The following is a 17,069-nucleotide window of genomic DNA, read 5'->3' as shown; positions in this document are numbered from 1 at the left end:
TCCGCTTTGCGTGCGACGGGCATGGTCGCAGGTTGACGGCGGTATCCGCGTTCTCCGGCCCACGCTCGCGGGCGGCCACTGCATGCCGCAACCGTGGCCGCATCAACACCTGATTTGCCATGCCCTCGCCAGGGCGACCGCGAATGGGGCCTGCGCCCGCGGGCACCACCGCCGCCCTGCCGGCATCAGCGGTGGCCTGCCGTCATCAGGGCCTCAGTGGTTGTGGGGCAGGCGGACCGAATGAAGCGGTCAATAGTGAATGTCGTTCAAGGCCCGCAAACGGACGCTGCAGGAAAGTGCGTTCCCGGACCTTCGGAACGCCAATGCGTTCGAGCCGCAGCGACGCTACTTCTTCGCCTTCACCGGCCGCTTCCAGCCCGCCAGCGAGACGGCCTTGGCGCGTACCACCGTGAGCTGGCCGGCCGGCGCGCTCTTCGACACTGTCGAGCCCGCGCCGATGGTCGCGCCTTCACCCACGGTGATCGGTGCCACCAGCACGCTGTTGCTGCCGATGTGCACGTCGGCGCCGATCACGGTACGGTGCTTGTTGGCGCCGTCGTAGTTGGCGGTGATGCTGCCGGCGCCGTAGTTGACGCGCTCGCCCACCGTGGCGTCGCCGAGGTACGCGAGGTGGTTGGCCTTGGCACCCTTGGCGAGCGTGGAGTTCTTCACCTCGACGAAGTTGCCGATGTGCACTTCCTCGCCCAGCTCGGCGCCGGGGCGCAGCCGCGCGAACGGGCCGACCAGCGAACCCTTGCCGACGCTGGCGCCCTGTGCCTCGCCGTCGATGTGCGTGAAGGAATGGATCACCGCGTCGTCGGCGATGCTCACGTTGCGGATCACGCAGTGCGAAGCGATGCGCACGTTGTTGCCGAGCGTGACCCGGCCCTCGAAGACGCAGCCCACGTCGATCTCGACATCCTGCCCGCAGGTGAGCTCGCCGCGGATGTCGATGCGCGCCGGGTCGGCCAGGCGCACGCCGGCTTCCATCAGCGCATCGGCCAGGCGGCGCTGGTAACGCCGCTCCAGGTCGGCGAGCTGCGCCGGGCTGTTGATGCCCAGCACCTCGGTCTCGCTGGTGGCGTGCGAGGCCACCACGTGCACATGGTCGGCCACTGCCATCGCCACCACGTCGGTCAAGTAGTACTCGCGCTGCGCGTTGTCGTTCTTCAGCGCGGCGAGCCAGCGCTTGAGCTGTGCGGTCGGCGCGGCCATCACGCCGGTGTAGATCTCCTGGATGCGGCGCTGCTGCGGCGAGGCGTCCTTGTGCTCGACGATGCCCTCGATCGTGCCGCCCACCGGGTCGCCGCTGCGGATCACGCGCCCGTAGCCGCTCGGGTCGGGCAGCACCACGGTCAGCAATGCGAGCGACTTCCCGTCGCAGGCCTGCACCAGCTTGCGCAGGGTCTCGGGCTCGATCAGCGGCACATCGCCGTTGAGGATCAGCGTGGTGCCCTCGTCGTGCAGTTGCGGCACGGCCTGCTGCACGGCGTGGCCGGTGCCCAGCTGCGGCTCCTGGCGGGCGAAGACCAGGTTCGGCGCCTGGAACGCCGCCTCGACCTGGTCGGCGCCATGGCCGGTGATCACCACGGTGCGCTGGGCATTCAGCCCCGACGCGGCCTGCAGCACGTGCTGCAGTAGACTGCGCCCGGCCAACCGGTGCAGCACCTTGGGCCGGGCCGACTTCATGCGGGTTCCCTTGCCCGCGGCCATGATCACGATGTCCAGAGCCATGTGGTTGTCTTCCCTGCGGGACGTGGTGTCGAGACTGCGCATTATCGCGGCGCTGTTCCTGCTCGCCGTGGGGTTGACGGGCTGCAGCGCGGTACGTTTTGGCTACAACCAGGCGCCCGAGCTGGTTTACTGGTGGCTCGACGGCTACGCGGACTTCGACGACGCCCAGTCGCGGCGGGTGCGCGAGACGCTCGGCCAGTGGTTCGCCTGGCACCGGCGCACCCAGCTGCCCGACTACGCCGGCCTGCTGCAGCGCGCCCAGGTCGACGTGCTCGCCGACACCACCCCCGATCGGGTCTGCCGCTGGTGGGACGAGGTGCGCCGGCGCGGCGAATCGGCGGTCGACCAGATGCTGCCCGCGGCGGCCGAGTTGATCCCGACCCTGAATGCGCAGCAGGTCAAGCACATCGAGGCCCGTTACCTGCGCAACGACGAGGAGTTCCGCCGGGACTACCTCGCCGCCGACCCGGCGCAGCGCCTGAAAGACTCTGTCAAGCGCACGATCGAGCGGGCCGAGACCCTCTACGGCCCGCTGGACGAAGATCAACGCGAGCGCGTCGCACGACTGGTGGCAGCCTCGCCTTTCGACGCCGAAGCCTGGAATGCCGAGCGGCTGCAGCGGCACAAGGAAACGCTCCAGATGCTGCGCAAGCTGAGCGCCGAGCCGGCCAACCGCGACGCCGCGCTGGCCACGCTGCGCGCCCATGTGCTGCGCCTGTCGCGCTCACCGCGCGAGGCCTACCGGCAATACCAGCAGAAGCTGGAGACATACAACTGCGCCTTCGCGGCCAGCTTGCACAACGCCACCACGCCAGCCCAGCGCCAGGCGGCGGTGGCCAAGCTCAAGGGCTGGGAGGGCGACTTCCGCGCACTGGCGGCCGCTGCGGATTGAGCCGCGGCCTCGCTGTGCCCGTCAGGGCCTGGTGATCTCGGTGGTCACCTGCCGCGGCGTGACGCTGCCGGCCGGGAAATCCTTCATCGCCGCCTCGAACATCGCCGGCAGCAGCGACTGGATCGAAGGCGAGCCGCCGTCGTTGGTGGCGCGGGTCTCGTACAGCGGCTGGCCGGACTTGCGCTCGCGGATGAGCAGCGCCACCTCGCGCTCGTAAGTGGTGGAGGGGATGCCGAAGCCGATGCCATAGTAGGGCCACGGCCGGCTGAAGCGGTGCGAGTACAGGCCGCCGCGCCACCAGAACGGGTCGTCGTAGTACTGCTCGGTGGCGTTGACGCGTGCGCCCAGTGCCACGATGTACTCGCTGCTCGCAGCGTCGGCGGCAGGCGTGAATCCGGCGGCCTCGAGCGCCGGGCGGGCACTGTCTTCCAGCGTCTGTTGCTGCTGCGGGCGCGTCTGCTGCGACGGCAGCCGCTCGAATGCATAACTGCCCGGCTTGCGATCGGCCGGCCACTGGCTGAAGCTCGACACCTCGCTGGTCAGGCTGTTCATCGAGGCGCAGCCGGCCAGCGACACGGCGGCGATCAGCAGGCTCAGGATCTTGGTCATGTCGTGCTCCCCCAGCCGAAGCTCGGCTCAGTCGTCCCGGTGGATTCGGATCGGGCTGGCGGCCGGCGGGCCGCAGTCCTCGTCGTCGTCGAAGGCACGGTCGCCCTGCGGATCGGCCACGCCTGTTTTTTGGATCGTGGTGAAGGGATAGAGTTTCCTGTCCATCATGTGCGACGGCACGATGTTGCCCATCGCGGTGAAGATGTTGTCCAGCCGCCCCGGCTGCAGCCGCTCCCAGTCGCGCAGCATCTTCTTCATCTGCACGCGCTGCAGGTTTTCCTGGCTGCCGCACAGCGTGCACGGGATGATCGGGAACTGCCGATGCGCCGCCCAGCGCTCCAGATCGGGCTCGGCCACGTAGGCCAGCGGGCGGATGACGATGTTCCTGCCGTCGTCGCTGACCAGCTTGGGCGGCATGCCTTTCAGCCGGCTGCCGAAGAACATGTTCATGAACAGCGTCTGCAGCATGTCGTCGCGGTGGTGGCCCAGCGCGATCTTGGTCGCGCCGAGTTCGCCGGCCACGCGGTAGAGGATGCCGCGGCGCAGCCGCGAGCACAGGCTGCACATCGTCTTGCCTTCGGGAATCAGCCGCTTTACGATCGAGTAGGTGTCCTGGTTCTCGATGTGGAAGGGGATGTCCAGGCTCTTCAGGTAATCGGGCAGCACGTGCTCCGGAAAGCCCGGCTGCTTCTGGTCGAGATTGACGGCGACCAGGTCGAACTTCACCGGCGCGCGCCGACGCAGGTTGATCAGCACGTCCAGCAGCGCGTAGCTGTCCTTGCCGCCGGAGACGCAGACCATCACCTTGTCGCCGTCCTCGATCATGTTGAAGTCGGTGATGGCCAGGCCCACCAGCCGGTGCAGCCGCTTCGAGAGCTTGTTGATCTCGTGCAGATGCTTCGCAGCAGCCTTGGGGTCGTCGAGCACGGCGCTCATGGGGCTTCCTTCACGGCAAACACTTCGCAGCCGACCGCATCGCAATCGGGGTAGACATCGGGCTTCTCGGTCGACACGCGCGCGGCGCGCACCTTGGGGTGGGCCAGCATCAGCGCCAGCACGTCGTCGCACAGGGTTTCCTGCAGGTGGATGTGGCCGCGCTCGAGCCGCTCCCGGATGCTGCGGCGGATGAAGTCGTAGTCGACCACCTCGTCGAGCGTGTCGTTCGCAGGTGTCGACTGCGCCAGCGGCACGTACAGGTCGACGTTGATCAGCACGCGCTGCTCGCCGCGCTTCTCGAAGTCGTGCACGCCGATGTTCATGCGGACCTCGTAGTCGCGCAGGAACAGCCGCCGGCAGTCGATCAGGCTGGCATGGTTCAGCAGGCTTTGCATCGGGTCAGGTTCCGGAAGGCTGGACGAGGAAGGCCACGTCGCGTGGCTGCGCCATCAGGTGCTGGCCGCCATCGACCAGCAGCGTGGTGCCGGTCACCGCCGTCGCCTCGATCAGGTAGCGCACGGCCTGCGCGATGTCGGCCGGCGTCGACGAGCGTTGCAGCGGCGTGAGGCGGTGCGCGGCGGCGAAGTCGGCCTCGCTCATGTCGCCGGAGAGCATCGTCACGCCCGGTGCGACGCCGCACACGCGCAGCCGCGGCGCGAGCGCCTGGGCGAGCATCACGGTGGCGCTCTGCAGCGCCGCCTTCGACAGCGTGTACGAAAGGTAGTCGGGGTTGGGGTTGGCGAGCTTCTGGTCGAGCAGGTTGACCACGCAGCCCTGCGCGTCGCGCGCCGACAAGTGCGCATGCAGCGCCTGTGCCAGCAGGATCGGCGCCGCGGTATTGATGCGCCAGTGCGCCTGCATCTCGGCATGGCCGAAGCTCGCCGCATCGTCGTAGGCGAAGCGCGAGGCGTTGTTCACGAGCGCATCGACGCGCCCGAAGGCCTGCGCCACCGCCGGCAGCAGCGCGCGGGTGGCGGCTTCGTCGGCGAGGTCCGCCGCGAAAGTCTCGGCGCGTGCACCGAGCTTGCGCAGTTCAGCCAGCGTGGCCGCCGACTCGGCCGACGCCGCGTGGCAGTGCAGCGCGATGTCGAAGCCATGCGCCGCGAGCTCGAGCGCGATGGCCCGCCCGATGCGACGGGCGGCGCCGGTGACGAGCACGACGGGGCGGGATGGCATGGCTTCCTACAATGCGGCGATGCAACACAACGAGGGCGACAGTGTATCGGCGGCCCTGCGCCGGCGCATTCACGAGGCCATCGCCGCGGCGGGCGGCTGGATCGCCTTCGACCGTTTCATGGCCATGGCCCTGTACGAGCCGGGCCTGGGCTATTACAGCCGCGACTCGCGCAAGTTCGGCACCCTGCCGTCCTCAGGCAGCGATTTCGTCACCGCACCGGAGCTGTCTCCGCTGTTCGGCCGCGCGCTGGCGCGGCAGGTGGCGCAGGCGCTGACTGCAGCGGGCAGTGGCGCGGTGTGGGAGTTCGGCGCGGGCTCCGGTGCGCTGGCGACGCAACTGCTCGAGGCGCTGGGCGAGGCCGTGCAGCGCTACACCATCGTCGAGCTGTCGGGTTCGCTGCGCGAGCGGCAGCGCGAGCGGCTGGCGGCGTTCGGTAGCAAGGTGGAGTGGATCGATGCCTTGCCGGCGGCGCTCGACGGCGTTCTGATCGGCAACGAGGTGCTCGACGCGATGCCGGTGCAACTGCTGCATTTCGACGGCCGGGCCTGGTCGGAGCGCGGCGTGGCCGCCCACGGTGACGGCTTCGCCTGGGCCGACCGCCCGACCGCATTGCGCCCGCCGGCCGATGGCCCCTTCGTGCCCGGCACCGTCACCGAGATCCACCCGCAGGCGCGTGCCTTCGTCGCCACGCTGGCCGAGCGGTTGCAGCGCGGCGCCGCCTTCTTCATCGACTACGGCTTTCCCGAGCGCGAGTACTACCTGCCGCAGCGCCACGGCGGCACGCTGATGTGCCACCGCGCCCACCGTGCGGATGCCGACCCGTTGGCCGACGTCGGGGAGAAGGACATCACCGCGCACGTCGACTTCACCGGCATCGCGCTGGCCGCGCAGGACGCCGGGCTCGACGTGATCGGCTACACCACCCAGGCGCATTTCCTGATGAACTGCGGCCTGCTCGAGATGCTGCAGGGCGCCGGCGTGCGCGCCACCGCGAACGCGCAGAAGCTGCTCACCGAGCATGAGATGGGCGAGCTCTTCAAGGTGATCGGCCTGGCGCGCGGCATCACGTTCGACCCGATCGGCTTCGCGCGCGGCGACCGCACGCACACCCTCTGAAAGGCCGCATGCGCTGGCTCATCGTGTTCCTGCTCGCGTTCCTGGTCTTCCAGGGCCTGGCCGGCTGGCTGCGCCGCATCGGGCTGGGCCGGCTGCCGGGCGACTTCAGCTTCCGCTGGCGCGGCCGCGAGTACCACCTGCCGATCGCCAGCAGCCTCGTACTCAGCCTGATCGCGATGGCGATCGGTGCATTGATCTAGCGGTCGATCAGATCGCGGCCAGCGCGTCGGCGATGGCGCGCACGCGCGACTCGCGCACCGCCTCGCCGATCGCCGGGCCGGACAGTCCGCGCGCCACGGCGGCCTCGGCCACTGGCGCGGTGTCCACCGCCAGCGCCGCGCGCATCGCGGCAGCCAGGCGTTGGCGCTGCGGGTAGGGCTCGTCTTGCTTGCCGGCGCGGCCGCGCGCGTCGCATTCGCATGCGAGAAGCGCCTCGTCGAAACGCTCCGGCCGGCGCAACGCGTCGCAGCGCTCGAGCAGGCGCAGCACGGCGGCGGCGTTCAGCTCCGCGCTGCGGTGCACGTTGCCGTGCTCGCGCGCCACCACTTCGGCCAGCTCGCGGCATTCGGTGGGCACCTTCCAGCGATCGCACAGCGCGCGCACCAGCTTCTCGCTGCGAACCTCGTGGCCGATGTGGCGCGGCAGCACGTCGGCCGGTGTCGTGCCCTTGCCGAGGTCGTGGCCGAGGCAGGCGAAACGCACTTGCAGACTGCCGCCCAGCCGCGCCGCCATGTCCAGCACCATCATCAGGTGCACGCCGGTGTCGACCTCCGGGTGGTACTCGGGCCGCTGCGGCACGCCCCACAGGCGGTCGACCTCGGGCAGCAGCCGCGCCAGCGCGCCGCATTCGCGCAGCACCTCGAACATGCGGCTCGGGCGCGATTCCATCAACCCGCGCGACAGCTCCTGCCAGACCCGTTCCGCCACCAGCGCATCGACCTCGCCCGCGCCGACCATCTCGCGCATCAGCTGCAGGGTCTGTGGCGCGATGGTGAAGTTGTCGAAGCGCGCCGCGAAGCGCGCCAGCCGCAGGATGCGCACCGGGTCCTCGGCGAAGGCGGGCGACACATGGCGCAGCACGCGCTCGGCGAGGTCGCGCTGGCCGCCGTAGGGGTCGACCAGCGTGCCGTCCTCCTCGCGCGCCATGGCGTTGATGGTGAGGTCGCGGCGCGCCAGGTCGTCTTCCAGCGTGACCTCGGGCGCGGCGTGGAAGGCGAAGCCGTGGTAGCCCGGCGCCGTCTTGCGCTCGGTGCGCGCCAGCGCATATTCCTCGTGGGTCTGCGGGTGCAGGAAGACCGGGAAGTCGCGACCCACCGGCACGAAGCCGGCGTCGAGCATCTCGATGGGCGTGGCGCCGACCACCACCCAGTCGCGATCGCCCGCGGGGCGGCCGAGCAACTCGTCGCGCACCGCGCCGCCGACCAGGTACACCTTCATGCGGCGGGAGTGTATGCGCGGCCCGCGCGCCGTCGCGCCGCGCTCAGCGGTGCTGGCGGTAGGGTTCCTCGAAATCGAGGAAGTCCTGCTCGGCCAGCGCGTCCCTCACCCAGGCCGCCACGCCGGGCAGGGCCTGCACTCGGGCCATGTAGTCGGCGATCTCGGGCGGCACCGGCACGCCGTAGCTGACCAGGCGCATCACCACCGGCGCGAAGTAGGCGTCGGCGATGCTGAAGCCGCCGAACAGGAGCGGCCCGCCGTTCTCGCGCAGCAATTCGCCCCACATCTGCACGATGCGCGCGAGGTCGGCGCGCACGCCGGCCTGCTCGGCCAGCACCCTGGCGCCGATCTCCGGCAGGCGCGCCTCGACGTTCATCGGGAAGTGGCTGCGCAGCGCGCCGAAGCCGGCGTGCATCTCGGCACACACGCTGCGTGCACGGGCGCGCGCACGGCGGTCGATGGGCCAGAGCTGCTTGTCGGGGAAACGTTCGGCCAGGTACTCGGCGATGGCCAGCGTGTCCCAGACGGCGAAGCCTTCGTCCACCAGCACCGGCACCCGCCCGGCCGGCGTGTGGCGTGCCAACTCGGTCTTGAACTGCGATTCGGGGGTGAAGGCATCGAATCGGATCTTCACTTCCTCGAACGCAATGCCGGCCTGCGTGAGCAGCACCCAGGGGCGCATGGACCACGAGGAGTAGTTCTTGTTGCCGATGTAGAGCTGCATGCCGGTCCTTCAGGAAAACAGGTCGGCCATGCTAGCCGCGGCGCCGCCCGGCGTGGGTGAGCAATGCGCATCGGTGCGATGCGCGCCGGTCATGACGCTCAGCTGCGCCGCGCGCGCGCCCGCCAGGCGTCCATGCGCGCCGGGCCCTGGCCGTGGCCGAGGTACAGCGGCGCGATCGCCGACATCGCCGTGGCGCGGATACCCAGCGCGTCCAGCCCGGGCAGCGTGCCGGTGGCGATGTTGGGCACCCGCATCGAGGCGAGGTTGTCGCGAGACATCAGCGGCTCGCCGGGCAGCAGCTCCATCACCCGGGCCTGCAGCTGGGCCAGGCCGCCGGGCAGGGCGAACACCGGCCGTTCGTGGCCGGCCCAGCGGCCCGCGGCCTGCACCAGTTCGCGCAGCGTGTAGACGTCGGGCCCGGTGCATTCGTAGGTCTTGCCGATGGTGGCCGGGTCGTCGAGGCAGCGCACGATGGCCGCGGCGACGTCTTCTACCCACACCGGCTGGTAGCGCGAGTCGGCGCCGGCCAGCGGCACGAAGGGCGCGAGGCCTTGCAACGCGGCGAACATGTTGAGCAACTTGTCGTGCGCACCGAAGATCACCGACGGGCGCAGCACGGTGAGCTCGAGCCCGGCCGCGGCCAGCGCGGCCTCGCCGGCGGCCTTGGAGCGCAGGTAGAGGCTGGGCGCGTTGGCACCGACACCCAGGGCGCTCACGTGCACCAGCCGCTTCACGCCGGCGGCCTGGCAGGCGCGCGCCAGCCGGGTCGGCAGGTCCACGTGCACATGCCGGAAGCGGCGCTCGTCGCCTTGCAGCACAGCGACCAGGTTGATCACGGCGTCGCGGCCGGCCACCAGTTGCGCGAGCTGGGCGTCATCGTGTACGTCGGCCTGCACGGGCTGCAGCGTGGGCAGCATCTGCAGGTCGCGCGCATGGGCGATGTGCCGCGTGGGCACCACGATGCTGCCGCCCGCGCCGCCGGAGCGCTCCACCAGCTTCTCGCAGACGCTGCGGCCCACGAAGCCGGTGCCGCCGAGTACCAGGATGTCGTCGATCATCGATGCAGTCTCGTTCCACGCGGGGCGCCCGGGCCTCGCCGGCACGCTCGCGATCGATTCAGGGAAGTTCCTTGTCCGGCGGCGGTGCCGTGTCGTCGCGCGGCCCGATGGGCCGGCCCAGGCGGGTCTTCAACGACGGTGACTGCCCGCTGAGCAGGATCGAATAGTAGGTGGCATTGCTCAGCACCTTCTTGACGTAATCGCGGGTTTCGTTGAACGGAATGTTCTCCGCCCAGATCGCCGCTTCCAGCGACGGCCCTTCGCGCCAGCGCCGCGGCCGGCTCGGGCCGGCGTTGTACGCCGCCGCGGCCATCGCCTGCGAGCCGTCGAAGTCGTCGAGCACCAGCTTGAGGTAGCTGGTGCCCAGGCGCAGGTTGACGTCGCGGTCGGTGATCAGGTCGGGCGTGAAATCCAGGCCGATCTTGCGCGCCGTCCAGCGGGCGGTGGCCGGCATGATCTGCATGAGCCCGGAGGCGCCCACGCCGGAGCGCGCGTCCATCACGAAGCGCGACTCCTGGCGGATCAACCCGTACACGTAGGCGGGGTCGAGGCCGATCTCCTTGGCGCGCGCCTGCACCTCGGTGCGGAAGGGCATCGGGAAACGCTGGTCGATGTCGATCTCGCCACGCGTGCGGTCGCTGGTGTTGATGCAGCGGTCCCACACTTCGCGGTCGCAGGCGAGTTGCGCGGCGGCCAGCAACTGGCGGTCGTCCATGCCGCGCAGCGAGAAATTCCATTCGCGCACGCCTTCGTTGCGCAGGCCCAGCGCGATGAGCTGCAGCGCGCGCACCAGCCCCGGGTGGCTGCGCGCCGCCTCGATCTCCTCGGCCGTCAGCGGCGCGGGCTTGGCCGGCATCACGATGCCCTGGCCGAGGTCTTCGGCGGCGAGCTTGCCGTAGAAGTGCAAGCGCCCGGCGATGCTGCCGAGCAGCTCGCGCGACAGCTCGCGCATGCCCTCGGCATCCTGCGAGTTGCCCGACATCTTCTGCAGCGCACGGGCCTTCCAGTACACCCAGGCCGGGTCGCGCTGCTGCTCCGCGCTCATCGCGTTGATGCCCTGCATCACCTGCTGCCAGCGGCCGCGACCGCCGTCGGCGCGCAAGGCAGCGCGCACCTTCCAGGCCAGCGTGTCGTCGGGCCAGTCGGGCTCGGCGCCTTCGCGGCTGGCGCGAATCGCGGCGCGCTGGAAATGTTCGGTCGCCTCGGGCAGCAGCTTCAGCGCGGCCTGCTTGCCCACTGCGGCCCAGGCCCAGGCAGCCAGGTCAGGCGGCAGGGCCCGGTCCCAGCGCTCGTTGAGCTGCAGCACGGCGGCATCGGGGTCGGTGGAGGCCAGCCGCATCAAGGCCAGCGCCGCCAGCTCGGCCCCTGGCCGCGTCGAGGCCGAGGCACTCTTGGCAAGGAAGCGCAGCGGGCTGTCGCTGAGCTCGGCCACGCTGGCGGCCGGCCAGGCGCCGATCAGCACGGCCGCCTGGCGCGCCGCCTTCGGCCGCCCCGCATCGATCGCGAAGCGCACCTTGCGCCACACGTCGGCGTTGTTGAACTTCTTCGCGTCGACCAGCGTGGCGGCCATCAGCGCGCAGCCATCGTCGGGGTCCCTCTGGGCGAGCCAGGTGGCCAGCGCCTCGTCGTGCACGTCCTTGCCGGCCTGGTGGTCGAGCATCAGCGCGTAGCAGCTGACCTCGCGGTCGTCGTTCATGCGGAATCGCGGGTACTCGACGGCGAAGTTGGCCCAGTCGCGCCGCTTGCCGAGCTCGAGCAGCCAGTCGTTGCGCAGCCGGTCTTCGACGTAGGTGGCCGGCCAGCGCGCGTAGAAGGCGTTCAGCTCGGCCTGCTGGGCCTCGGCCAGCCGGTTGCCAAGCTCGAAGTAGTCGGCCCACATCGCCAGCGGGTGCTGGGCCCCCATCGCGGCGCTGCGCGCGGCGGCCAGGCGGGTGCGGTCCTTCTTGCGCAGAGCCTCGCGGGCCTCGACGATGGCGCTGTCGGCCGGAGCGGCGCAGGCCGCATGCGGCAGCGTGACGCCCAGGGCCAGCAGGGTCAGACCCAGCATGCGCTGCCACGGGTGGGCGCGGGAGCGCTCATATACTGGTCTGGCCTGTACCGATTGATTCAACAACGTCGTTCCATTCTGTCTTGACCGATTTCGCCACCCGCCGCGCCGACTTGCGCACCCGACTGCGTGCGCAGCGGCAGCAGTTTGCGCTGTCCGAGTCGTTCGACCTTGCTCAGCAAGCCCTGGGCCGCCACCTGATCGCCGTGGTGACCCAGCTCGAACCGCAGTGCCTGGGTCTGTACGCATCCATACGATCTGAATTTAACGCAGTGGTTGCACTCGGCGCCGACCCATATTGCGACAAGTTGCCCTGGGCGCTGCCGTATTGCCTGCGCACGCCGCGCGAGATGCACTACCGCCAGTGGGACCGCAAGGCGCCGATGGTGCCCGACGAATGCAACATCGCCTCGGCCGCAGGCCCTTTGGTGGTGCCCGACGTGGTGCTGGTTCCCTGCGTCGGCCATGCGGCCGGCAACTACCGCCTCGGCTACGGCGGCGGTTATTTCGACCGCTTCCTGGCCGCGCACCCGCATGTCACGACGATCGGCGTGTCGTGGTCGTTCAGCGCGCTCGGCGAGGCCGACTTCACGCCGCAGCCGCACGACATCCCGCTCACGGTGATCGTCACCGAACTGGGCGTCAGCTAGCCGCGGCCTCGCCGGTGGCGGCGCGCGTCAGTTCGGCCTGCGCCTGCACCCATTCGCAGAACTGCCGCACCTCGGGCCGCAAGCGGCTGGCCGGTGGCGCGATCAGCCAGTAGGCGTAGGGGCTGGTGGTGCGCCCGGCCAGGCCGAAGGGCTCGACCAGTTCGCCGCGCGCCAGCGCCTCGTAGACCAGCGCCACCCGCGCCAGCGCCACGCCCTGGCCGGCCAGCGCCGCCTGCACCTGCTGGTAGGTGAAGTTCAGGTACAGCCAGCGGCGCGGCTGCAGCGCCGGCTCGCCCTGCTGGGCCAGCCAGTGGCGCCAGCTCAGGTACTCGGTGCTGGCCTTGTTGTCGTCCTCTTCGGCCAGCGTGTGCTGGGCCAGGTCGGCCGGCCGCGCCAGCGGCGGCGCCTGGCCGTCGCGGATCTGCGCCATCAGCTGCCGGCTCACCGCCGGCGTCAGCGTCTCGCCGAACAGGCGCACCGCGCCGGCCGGCGCCTGCGCCGGGCTGCAGTAGCGCAGCGCCAGGTCGAGTTCCGGGTCGTCGAGGTCGGCCAGCGAGTCGTGCGCCGAGACGCGGATGTCGATGTCCGGGTGCGCACGCTGGAAGGCCTCGATGCGCGGCAGCAGCCACAGCGAGGCGAACGAGGCGAAGGTGGTCACGCTGACACGCTGCCTGCTGTGCTTCTCGCGGATCTGCCGCACGCCGGCGTCCAGCCGCGCCAGCCAGGGCTCCACGGTACGCAGCAGAATCTGCGCGTCCTGCGTCATCTCGACGTGGCGCGTGCCGCGCACGAACAGCGGTGTGCCGAGCTCGTCTTCCAGGCTCTTGATCTGCCGGCTGATGGCCGACTGGGTGACGAACAGCTCCTCGGCCGCGTCGCTGAAGCTCAGCCGGCGCGCCACCGCCTCGAAAGCGCGCAGGTTGGACAGCGAGAGCGGGCGGCGGCGTCCGGTATTCATTTCAAATCCGCATCAATGAGGTCTGCCGAAGTCATTGGAGTTTCCTCGGCTCAAGGACGAAGATCCTACCGTGACTTCCAGGAGATTGATGATGAATTCGCAAGCCCATGCCGTTCTTTCCCTGGCCCCGGGACAGGCACGCCGCCTCGGCCTCGGGGGTGGCGAACTGACCGTGCTGCGCGGCCGTGTGTGGATCACGGGCGAGTGCGGCGATGCCGACCAGATCCTTTCACCGGGCCAGTCGCTGCGCGTGAACGACGCACAGGCGGTGGTCATCGAGGCCTGGGACCGCGGCGAGGGTGCCTCGGTGCGCTGGCAGGCGCGCCGCCCTCTGCTTCAGGGCCTGCCCTTGCGCGGCTTCGCCGGCGCCTTCTTCGCCGCCCTGGCGCGAAGTGCCGCCTCGAGTGCGAGCCGCGCCCAGGGCTGCATCAAGGCTGGTGACTCCATGGCGTCCTCGGGCGCCGTGAAGTAGCCCAGCGTCACGCTCTTGCCCTGGCCTTCGTAGACGAAGGGCTCGCAGCCGGCCGCCTCGAAGCGCGGCCGCGTCTGCGCGTCGGCCTTCAGGTACAGGCGCTCGAACGCGATGATGGCGAGGAACAGGTCGTCGACGTAGAAGCCGTGCCCGCCGAACATCCGCCGCGAGCGCACGCTGCCCAGCGGCGAGAGCAGTTCCATGCAGTGGGTGACGAACTCGCGGTCGGCGGCCATGCGGCAGTCTTGCACAATCGCGTTTTGGCCCGCCACCGGACGCACCCATGCTGCCCACCGAACGAGATGCCCTGCGCAAGCGACTGGTCGCCACGCGGCAGGCGCTGCCCGACCGCCTGGAGCGCGCCGTGGCGCTGCAAAGCGTGCTGCGCGTGTGGCTGATCGGCCGGCCGGAGAAGACGATCGGTGCCTACTGGCCAATCAAGGGTGAGTTCGATTGCCTGCCGGCCCTGTACCGCTGGACCGAGGGTGCGCCCGAGGGCGTGACGCGGCGCATCGGATTGCCGGTGGCGCACCGCGAGACCGGCTCGCTGCGCTTTCACGTCTGGTACCCGGGCTGCCCGACCGAGCTCGATGCCTACGACATCCCGAAGCCGAAGGACACCGAGGAGTTCGTCCCCGAACTGCTGGTGGTGCCTTGCCTGGGTTTCGGCCCCGGCGGCGTGCGCATGGGCTACGGCGGTGGATTCTTCGACCGCACGCTCAAGTCGATCGAGCCGCGGCCCGTCACGGTGGGGGTGAGCTACAGCCACGGCTTCCTGCCGTTGCTGTTCCCCACCGATCAGGATTTCGTGCTGGACGCCATGCTCACCGAGGATGGCGTCAGTTGGCAGAAGCCGCTCGTCTGAGCGGCTCTGCCGAAGCGGCTTCCCAGCCGGTCAGAAGCGGAAACCGACACCCACGCCAACGAGCAGCGGATCGACCTTGAAGTCGCCGATGTCCGAGCCGCCCGCGCTCACGGTCGTCTTGATCTGAACCTTCTTCACGTCGACGTTGAAGTAGACGTTCTTCTGGATCTCGTAGTCGAAGCCGGCGCCGACGGCCAAGCCGTAGCTGTTGCGCTTGATGTCCACGCCCGCGGGCAGGTTCACGCTCGAGAAGTGCGTGTAGTTCAGCCCGGCACCGACGTAGGGCTTGAAGGCGCCCATGTCCGTGAAGTGGTACTGCAGCGACAGCGTCGGCGGCAGGTGCTTGAGCGTGCCGATCTCGGTACCGCCGGCCTTGACGGTGTGCTTTTGCGGATAGGTCAGCACCAGTTCAGCGGCGACGTTGGGCGTGAAGAAGTACGAGATGTCGACTTCCGGGAACACCTTGTTGTTGACCGTGAGGTCCAGGCCCGTGCTGTCCTTGTTGGCGCTGTCGAGGTTCAACGCATGCACGCGCACCATCCACGGCGTGGCTTGGGCCTGGGCGAACATCGGAAGGGCGAGGCCGCCGGCCACGGCGAGAGCGAGGGCGGCGCGTTGGAAGGTCTTGTGGCTCATGGTGATTTTCCTGTCGTGAAGAGGTGATTTCCTCGACAGGAATTTCAGCGCCACGGGCGCCGCGGCTTGTTGCGGTGCGTCAAAGCGCCGGGAGCAGCGTGCGACTGGCGCAACGCCGCCCCCAAGGCATCCTGACCCAGGTCAAACCGGGCGGCCGAGCCGCCTGCAAATCTCCAGCGCGAGCGCCGACTGGTTGAGCGTGTAGAAGTGGATGCTCGGCGCGCCGCCAGCAATCAGCCGCTCGCACAGCTTCGTGATCACCTCCAGGCCGAAGGCGCGGATCGACGCGGTGTCATCCATGTAGCCCTCCATTTTCATTGCCACCCAGCGTGGGATCTCGATGCCATCGCGCGCCGCGAACTGCGCGATGCGCGCGAAGTTGTGGAAAGGCATGATGCCCGGCACGATCGGCACCGTGACGCCCAGCGCACGCACCTCGTCGACGAAGTGGAAATAGGCGTCGGGATTGAAGAAGAACTGCGTGATCGCCGAGTCGGCGCCCGCCTTGACCTTGTCGGCGAAGTGCTGCACGTCGCGCTTCGCGTAGCGCTGCTGCGGATGGTATTCGGGATAAGCGGCCACCTCGATGAACCAGTCCTTGCCCTGTGTCTCGCGAATGAACGACACCAGCTCGCTCGCGTAGCGGAAGTCGCCCGCCGTCGCCGTGCCGCTGGGCAGGTCGCCGCGCAGCGCCACCAGTCGGTGGATGTCCTGCGCGCGGTAGGTGGCCAGGATCTCGCTGATGCCCTCGCGCGTGGAGCCCACGCAGGACAGGTGCGGAGCCGCCTCGTGGCCCATCGCCGCGATCGCGCTGACGGTGGCCAGCGTCTTCTCGCGCGTCGAGCCGCCGGCGCCGTAGGTCACGCTGAAGAACTCGGGCTGCGCCGCGGCCAGCTCCTGCACCACGGTCTTGAGCTTCTCGCTGCCCACCGGCGTGTTCGGCGGAAAGAACTCGAAGCTCACGGGAACGGGAAGATCGATCTTGTCCATGTTCAGGCTCCTCGGGCGGCGCCGCGTCGGCGCGCCCGGATGAAGAACTCTCGGTTGCCATCGCCGCCGGCGATGGGACTCGCAAACCAGTCGAGCACGGTCAGGCCGTTGCCGGCACAGGCCTCGCGCAGCCGCGCCTGCACACGCTCGAACGCCGTCTCGTCGCGCACCAGCCCGCCCTTGCCGATGTCGGCCGGCTGCAGCTCGAACTGCGGCTTGACCAGCATCAGCAACTCGCCGCGCGGCTTGCCGATCAGCGGCGCCAGCGCCGGCAGCACCAGCGTCAGCGAGATGAACGACAGGTCGCCGACGATCAGGTCGAAGCTCGCCACCGGCAGCGCCGCCGCCGCCAGGTGACGCGCGTTGACGCCCTCCAGCGCCACGACGCGCGGGTCCGATTTCAGCCGCTCATGCAACTGGCCGTGCCCGACGTCCAGGCCCACCACTTGCTTCGCGCCGCCATGCAGCAGCGCATCGGTGAAGCCGCCGGTGCCCTGGCCGACGTCCAGGCAGGTCTTGCCCGAGACGTCGATGCCGCAGTGCGCCAGCGCGCCTTCGAGCTTCAGCCCGCCGCGCGACACGAAGCGAAGCTCCGCGTCGTCGGTGACCTGCAGCTCGCAGCCTTCTGGCAACTCCTCGCCGGCCTTGCGCGGCGCAGCCCAACCCGCGGGCCCGCGCCAGCGCACCGCACCCTGCGCGATCAGCCGTTGTGCGGCCGATCGCGAGGGGGCCAGACCGCGCTGCACCAGCAGCTGGTCGGCGCGCATG

At 69.8% G+C, this 17,069-nt stretch carries 19 protein-coding genes and 1 pseudogene; 6 read left to right on the top strand and 14 right to left on the bottom strand.

What is annotated here, in order from left to right; translation table 11 throughout:
• Positions 1-345 precede the first annotated feature (345 nt).
• The gene (gene glmU, locus HZ992_RS19355; RefSeq protein ID WP_209383451.1) at positions 346-1,734 is read right to left on the bottom strand and encodes a bifunctional UDP-N-acetylglucosamine diphosphorylase/glucosamine-1-phosphate N-acetyltransferase GlmU; all 1,389 of its coding nucleotides are present in this window, start codon (positions 1,732-1,734) and stop codon (positions 346-348) included.
• Here glmU and HZ992_RS19350 point away from each other — a divergent pair.
• Positions 1,733-2,626: a DUF6279 family lipoprotein gene (locus HZ992_RS19350; RefSeq protein WP_209383450.1), complete on the top strand. Its 894-nt coding sequence runs from the start codon at positions 1,733-1,735 to the stop codon at positions 2,624-2,626. The genes glmU and HZ992_RS19350 overlap by 2 nt on opposite strands.
• Positions 2,627-2,647: 21 nt before the next feature.
• Here the strand turns inward: HZ992_RS19350 and HZ992_RS19345 are convergent, their stop codons facing one another.
• The 4 genes from HZ992_RS19345 to HZ992_RS19330 are packed head-to-tail and all read right to left on the bottom strand — an operon-like array spanning position 2,648 to position 5,347.
• On the bottom strand, positions 2,648-3,235 hold the full coding sequence (locus HZ992_RS19345; protein WP_209383449.1) for a DUF4136 domain-containing protein: 588 nt from the start codon (positions 3,233-3,235) through the stop codon (positions 2,648-2,650).
• Positions 3,236-3,262: 27 nt separating this feature from the next.
• Positions 3,263-4,171, bottom strand: coding sequence for a tRNA 2-thiocytidine(32) synthetase TtcA (gene ttcA, locus HZ992_RS19340; RefSeq protein WP_209383448.1), 909 nt, complete (start codon positions 4,169-4,171; stop codon positions 3,263-3,265).
• On the bottom strand, positions 4,168-4,566 hold the full coding sequence (locus tag HZ992_RS19335) for a dihydroneopterin aldolase (RefSeq protein WP_209383447.1): 399 nt from the start codon (positions 4,564-4,566) through the stop codon (positions 4,168-4,170). The genes ttcA and HZ992_RS19335 overlap by 4 nt, the downstream gene beginning before the upstream one ends.
• A gap of 4 nt (positions 4,567-4,570) precedes the next feature.
• Positions 4,571-5,347 carry an SDR family oxidoreductase gene (locus tag HZ992_RS19330; protein ID WP_209383446.1) on the bottom strand — a complete coding sequence of 259 codons (777 nt, stop codon included), beginning with the start codon at positions 5,345-5,347 and terminating at the stop codon, positions 4,571-4,573.
• A 19-nt stretch (positions 5,348-5,366) separates the two neighbouring features.
• Between HZ992_RS19330 and HZ992_RS19325 the strand changes: the two genes are divergently transcribed.
• Together HZ992_RS19325 and HZ992_RS19320 are read left to right on the top strand one after the other, a co-directional pair.
• On the top strand, positions 5,367-6,464 hold the full coding sequence (locus tag HZ992_RS19325; RefSeq protein ID WP_209383445.1) for a class I SAM-dependent methyltransferase: 1,098 nt from the start codon (positions 5,367-5,369) through the stop codon (positions 6,462-6,464).
• 8 nt (positions 6,465-6,472) lie between these two features.
• The gene (locus tag HZ992_RS19320; protein WP_209383444.1) at positions 6,473-6,664 is read left to right on the top strand and encodes a DUF2905 domain-containing protein; all 192 of its coding nucleotides are present in this window, start codon (positions 6,473-6,475) and stop codon (positions 6,662-6,664) included.
• A gap of 7 nt (positions 6,665-6,671) precedes the next feature.
• On the opposite strand, the gene HZ992_RS19315 is transcribed toward HZ992_RS19320, so the two are convergent.
• From HZ992_RS19315 to HZ992_RS19300, 4 genes are all read right to left on the bottom strand, one after another.
• On the bottom strand, positions 6,672-7,901 hold the full coding sequence (locus HZ992_RS19315) for a multifunctional CCA addition/repair protein (protein ID WP_209383443.1): 1,230 nt from the start codon (positions 7,899-7,901) through the stop codon (positions 6,672-6,674).
• Between the two features lie 43 nt (positions 7,902-7,944).
• Positions 7,945-8,625 carry a glutathione S-transferase family protein gene (locus HZ992_RS19310; protein ID WP_209383442.1) on the bottom strand — a complete coding sequence of 227 codons (681 nt, stop codon included), beginning with the start codon at positions 8,623-8,625 and terminating at the stop codon, positions 7,945-7,947.
• A gap of 98 nt (positions 8,626-8,723) precedes the next feature.
• A complete protein-coding gene (locus tag HZ992_RS19305) occupies positions 8,724-9,680 on the bottom strand; it encodes a complex I NDUFA9 subunit family protein (protein ID WP_209387236.1) in 957 nt (318 codons plus the stop codon).
• A gap of 61 nt (positions 9,681-9,741) precedes the next feature.
• Positions 9,742-11,730: a lytic transglycosylase domain-containing protein gene (locus HZ992_RS19300; protein WP_209383441.1), complete on the bottom strand. Its 1,989-nt coding sequence runs from the start codon at positions 11,728-11,730 to the stop codon at positions 9,742-9,744.
• A 113-nt stretch (positions 11,731-11,843) separates the two neighbouring features.
• Between HZ992_RS19300 and HZ992_RS19295 the strand changes: the two genes are divergently transcribed.
• Positions 11,844-12,380, top strand: coding sequence for a 5-formyltetrahydrofolate cyclo-ligase (locus HZ992_RS19295; RefSeq protein ID WP_209383440.1), 537 nt, complete (start codon positions 11,844-11,846; stop codon positions 12,378-12,380).
• On the opposite strand, the gene HZ992_RS19290 is transcribed toward HZ992_RS19295, so the two are convergent.
• Positions 12,373-13,338, bottom strand: a complete 966-nt coding sequence (locus tag HZ992_RS19290) for a LysR substrate-binding domain-containing protein (protein ID WP_209383439.1) — start codon at positions 13,336-13,338, stop codon at positions 12,373-12,375. The two genes, HZ992_RS19295 and HZ992_RS19290, sit on opposite strands and share 8 nt — an antisense overlap.
• A gap of 88 nt (positions 13,339-13,426) precedes the next feature.
• Here HZ992_RS19290 and HZ992_RS26190 point away from each other — a divergent pair.
• Positions 13,427-13,612: pseudogene (locus HZ992_RS26190) on the top strand (DUF2917 domain-containing protein); the annotation flags it as partial.
• Between the two features lie 62 nt (positions 13,613-13,674).
• On the opposite strand, the gene HZ992_RS19285 reads toward HZ992_RS26190, so the two are convergent.
• Entirely contained in the window at positions 13,675-14,046 is a 372-nt protein-coding gene (locus HZ992_RS19285) for a TfoX/Sxy family protein (RefSeq protein ID WP_209383438.1), read from the bottom strand.
• A gap of 47 nt (positions 14,047-14,093) precedes the next feature.
• Here HZ992_RS19285 and HZ992_RS19280 point away from each other — a divergent pair, with 47 nt between their 5' ends.
• Complete coding sequence (locus HZ992_RS19280; RefSeq protein WP_209383437.1) at positions 14,094-14,675, top strand: 5-formyltetrahydrofolate cyclo-ligase; 582 nt, start codon at positions 14,094-14,096, stop codon at positions 14,673-14,675.
• Positions 14,676-14,705: 30 nt separating this feature from the next.
• On the opposite strand, the gene HZ992_RS19275 is transcribed toward HZ992_RS19280, so the two are convergent.
• The 3 genes from HZ992_RS19275 to HZ992_RS19265 form a co-directional block, all read right to left on the bottom strand.
• On the bottom strand, positions 14,706-15,311 hold the full coding sequence (locus HZ992_RS19275) for an OmpW/AlkL family protein (protein WP_209383436.1): 606 nt from the start codon (positions 15,309-15,311) through the stop codon (positions 14,706-14,708).
• Positions 15,312-15,452: 141 nt separating this feature from the next.
• On the bottom strand, positions 15,453-16,301 hold the full coding sequence (gene metF / locus HZ992_RS19270) for a methylenetetrahydrofolate reductase [NAD(P)H] (protein ID WP_209383435.1): 849 nt from the start codon (positions 16,299-16,301) through the stop codon (positions 15,453-15,455).
• Positions 16,302-16,303: 2 nt separating this feature from the next.
• A complete protein-coding gene (locus HZ992_RS19265; protein WP_209383434.1) occupies positions 16,304-17,068 on the bottom strand; it encodes a TlyA family RNA methyltransferase in 765 nt (254 codons plus the stop codon).
• Position 17,069 lies beyond the last annotated feature (1 nt).

This window comes from Rhizobacter sp. AJA081-3, assembly GCF_017795745.1.
Lineage (GTDB): Bacteria > Pseudomonadota > Gammaproteobacteria > Burkholderiales > Burkholderiaceae_C > Piscinibacter.
Note: the sequence above shows the minus strand (reverse complement) of the source record. Positions and strands in the feature narration are given on the sequence as shown.

What these genes read in the sequence shown, in the direction of transcription:
- HZ992_RS19325 (WP_209383445.1), top strand. Translation starts at nt 5,367, where the DNA reads ATGCAACACAACGAGGGCGACAGTGTATCGGCGGCCCTGCGCCGGCGC.
- HZ992_RS19315 (WP_209383443.1), bottom strand. Translation starts at nt 7,901, where the DNA reads ATGAAGGTGTACCTGGTCGGCGGCGCGGTGCGCGACGAGTTGCTCGGC.
- HZ992_RS19350 (WP_209383450.1), top strand. Translation starts at nt 1,733, where the DNA reads ATGTGGTTGTCTTCCCTGCGGGACGTGGTGTCGAGACTGCGCATTATC.
- metF (WP_209383435.1), bottom strand. Translation starts at nt 16,301, where the DNA reads ATGGACAAGATCGATCTTCCCGTTCCCGTGAGCTTCGAGTTCTTTCCG.
- HZ992_RS19265 (WP_209383434.1), bottom strand. Translation starts at nt 17,068, where the DNA reads ATGCGCGCCGACCAGCTGCTGGTGCAGCGCGGTCTGGCCCCCTCGCGA.
- HZ992_RS19290 (WP_209383439.1), bottom strand. Translation starts at nt 13,338, where the DNA reads ATGAATACCGGACGCCGCCGCCCGCTCTCGCTGTCCAACCTGCGCGCT.
- HZ992_RS19330 (WP_209383446.1), bottom strand. Translation starts at nt 5,347, where the DNA reads ATGCCATCCCGCCCCGTCGTGCTCGTCACCGGCGCCGCCCGTCGCATC.
- HZ992_RS19335 (WP_209383447.1), bottom strand. Translation starts at nt 4,566, where the DNA reads ATGCAAAGCCTGCTGAACCATGCCAGCCTGATCGACTGCCGGCGGCTG.
- HZ992_RS19345 (WP_209383449.1), bottom strand. Translation starts at nt 3,235, where the DNA reads ATGACCAAGATCCTGAGCCTGCTGATCGCCGCCGTGTCGCTGGCCGGC.
- HZ992_RS19280 (WP_209383437.1), top strand. Translation starts at nt 14,094, where the DNA reads ATGCTGCCCACCGAACGAGATGCCCTGCGCAAGCGACTGGTCGCCACG.
- HZ992_RS19310 (WP_209383442.1), bottom strand. Translation starts at nt 8,625, where the DNA reads ATGCAGCTCTACATCGGCAACAAGAACTACTCCTCGTGGTCCATGCGC.
- glmU (WP_209383451.1), bottom strand. Translation starts at nt 1,734, where the DNA reads ATGGCTCTGGACATCGTGATCATGGCCGCGGGCAAGGGAACCCGCATG.
- HZ992_RS19300 (WP_209383441.1), bottom strand. Translation starts at nt 11,730, where the DNA reads ATGCTGGGTCTGACCCTGCTGGCCCTGGGCGTCACGCTGCCGCATGCG.
- HZ992_RS19285 (WP_209383438.1), bottom strand. Translation starts at nt 14,046, where the DNA reads ATGGCCGCCGACCGCGAGTTCGTCACCCACTGCATGGAACTGCTCTCG.
- HZ992_RS19320 (WP_209383444.1), top strand. Translation starts at nt 6,473, where the DNA reads ATGCGCTGGCTCATCGTGTTCCTGCTCGCGTTCCTGGTCTTCCAGGGC.
- HZ992_RS19275 (WP_209383436.1), bottom strand. Translation starts at nt 15,311, where the DNA reads ATGAGCCACAAGACCTTCCAACGCGCCGCCCTCGCTCTCGCCGTGGCC.
- ttcA (WP_209383448.1), bottom strand. Translation starts at nt 4,171, where the DNA reads ATGAGCGCCGTGCTCGACGACCCCAAGGCTGCTGCGAAGCATCTGCAC.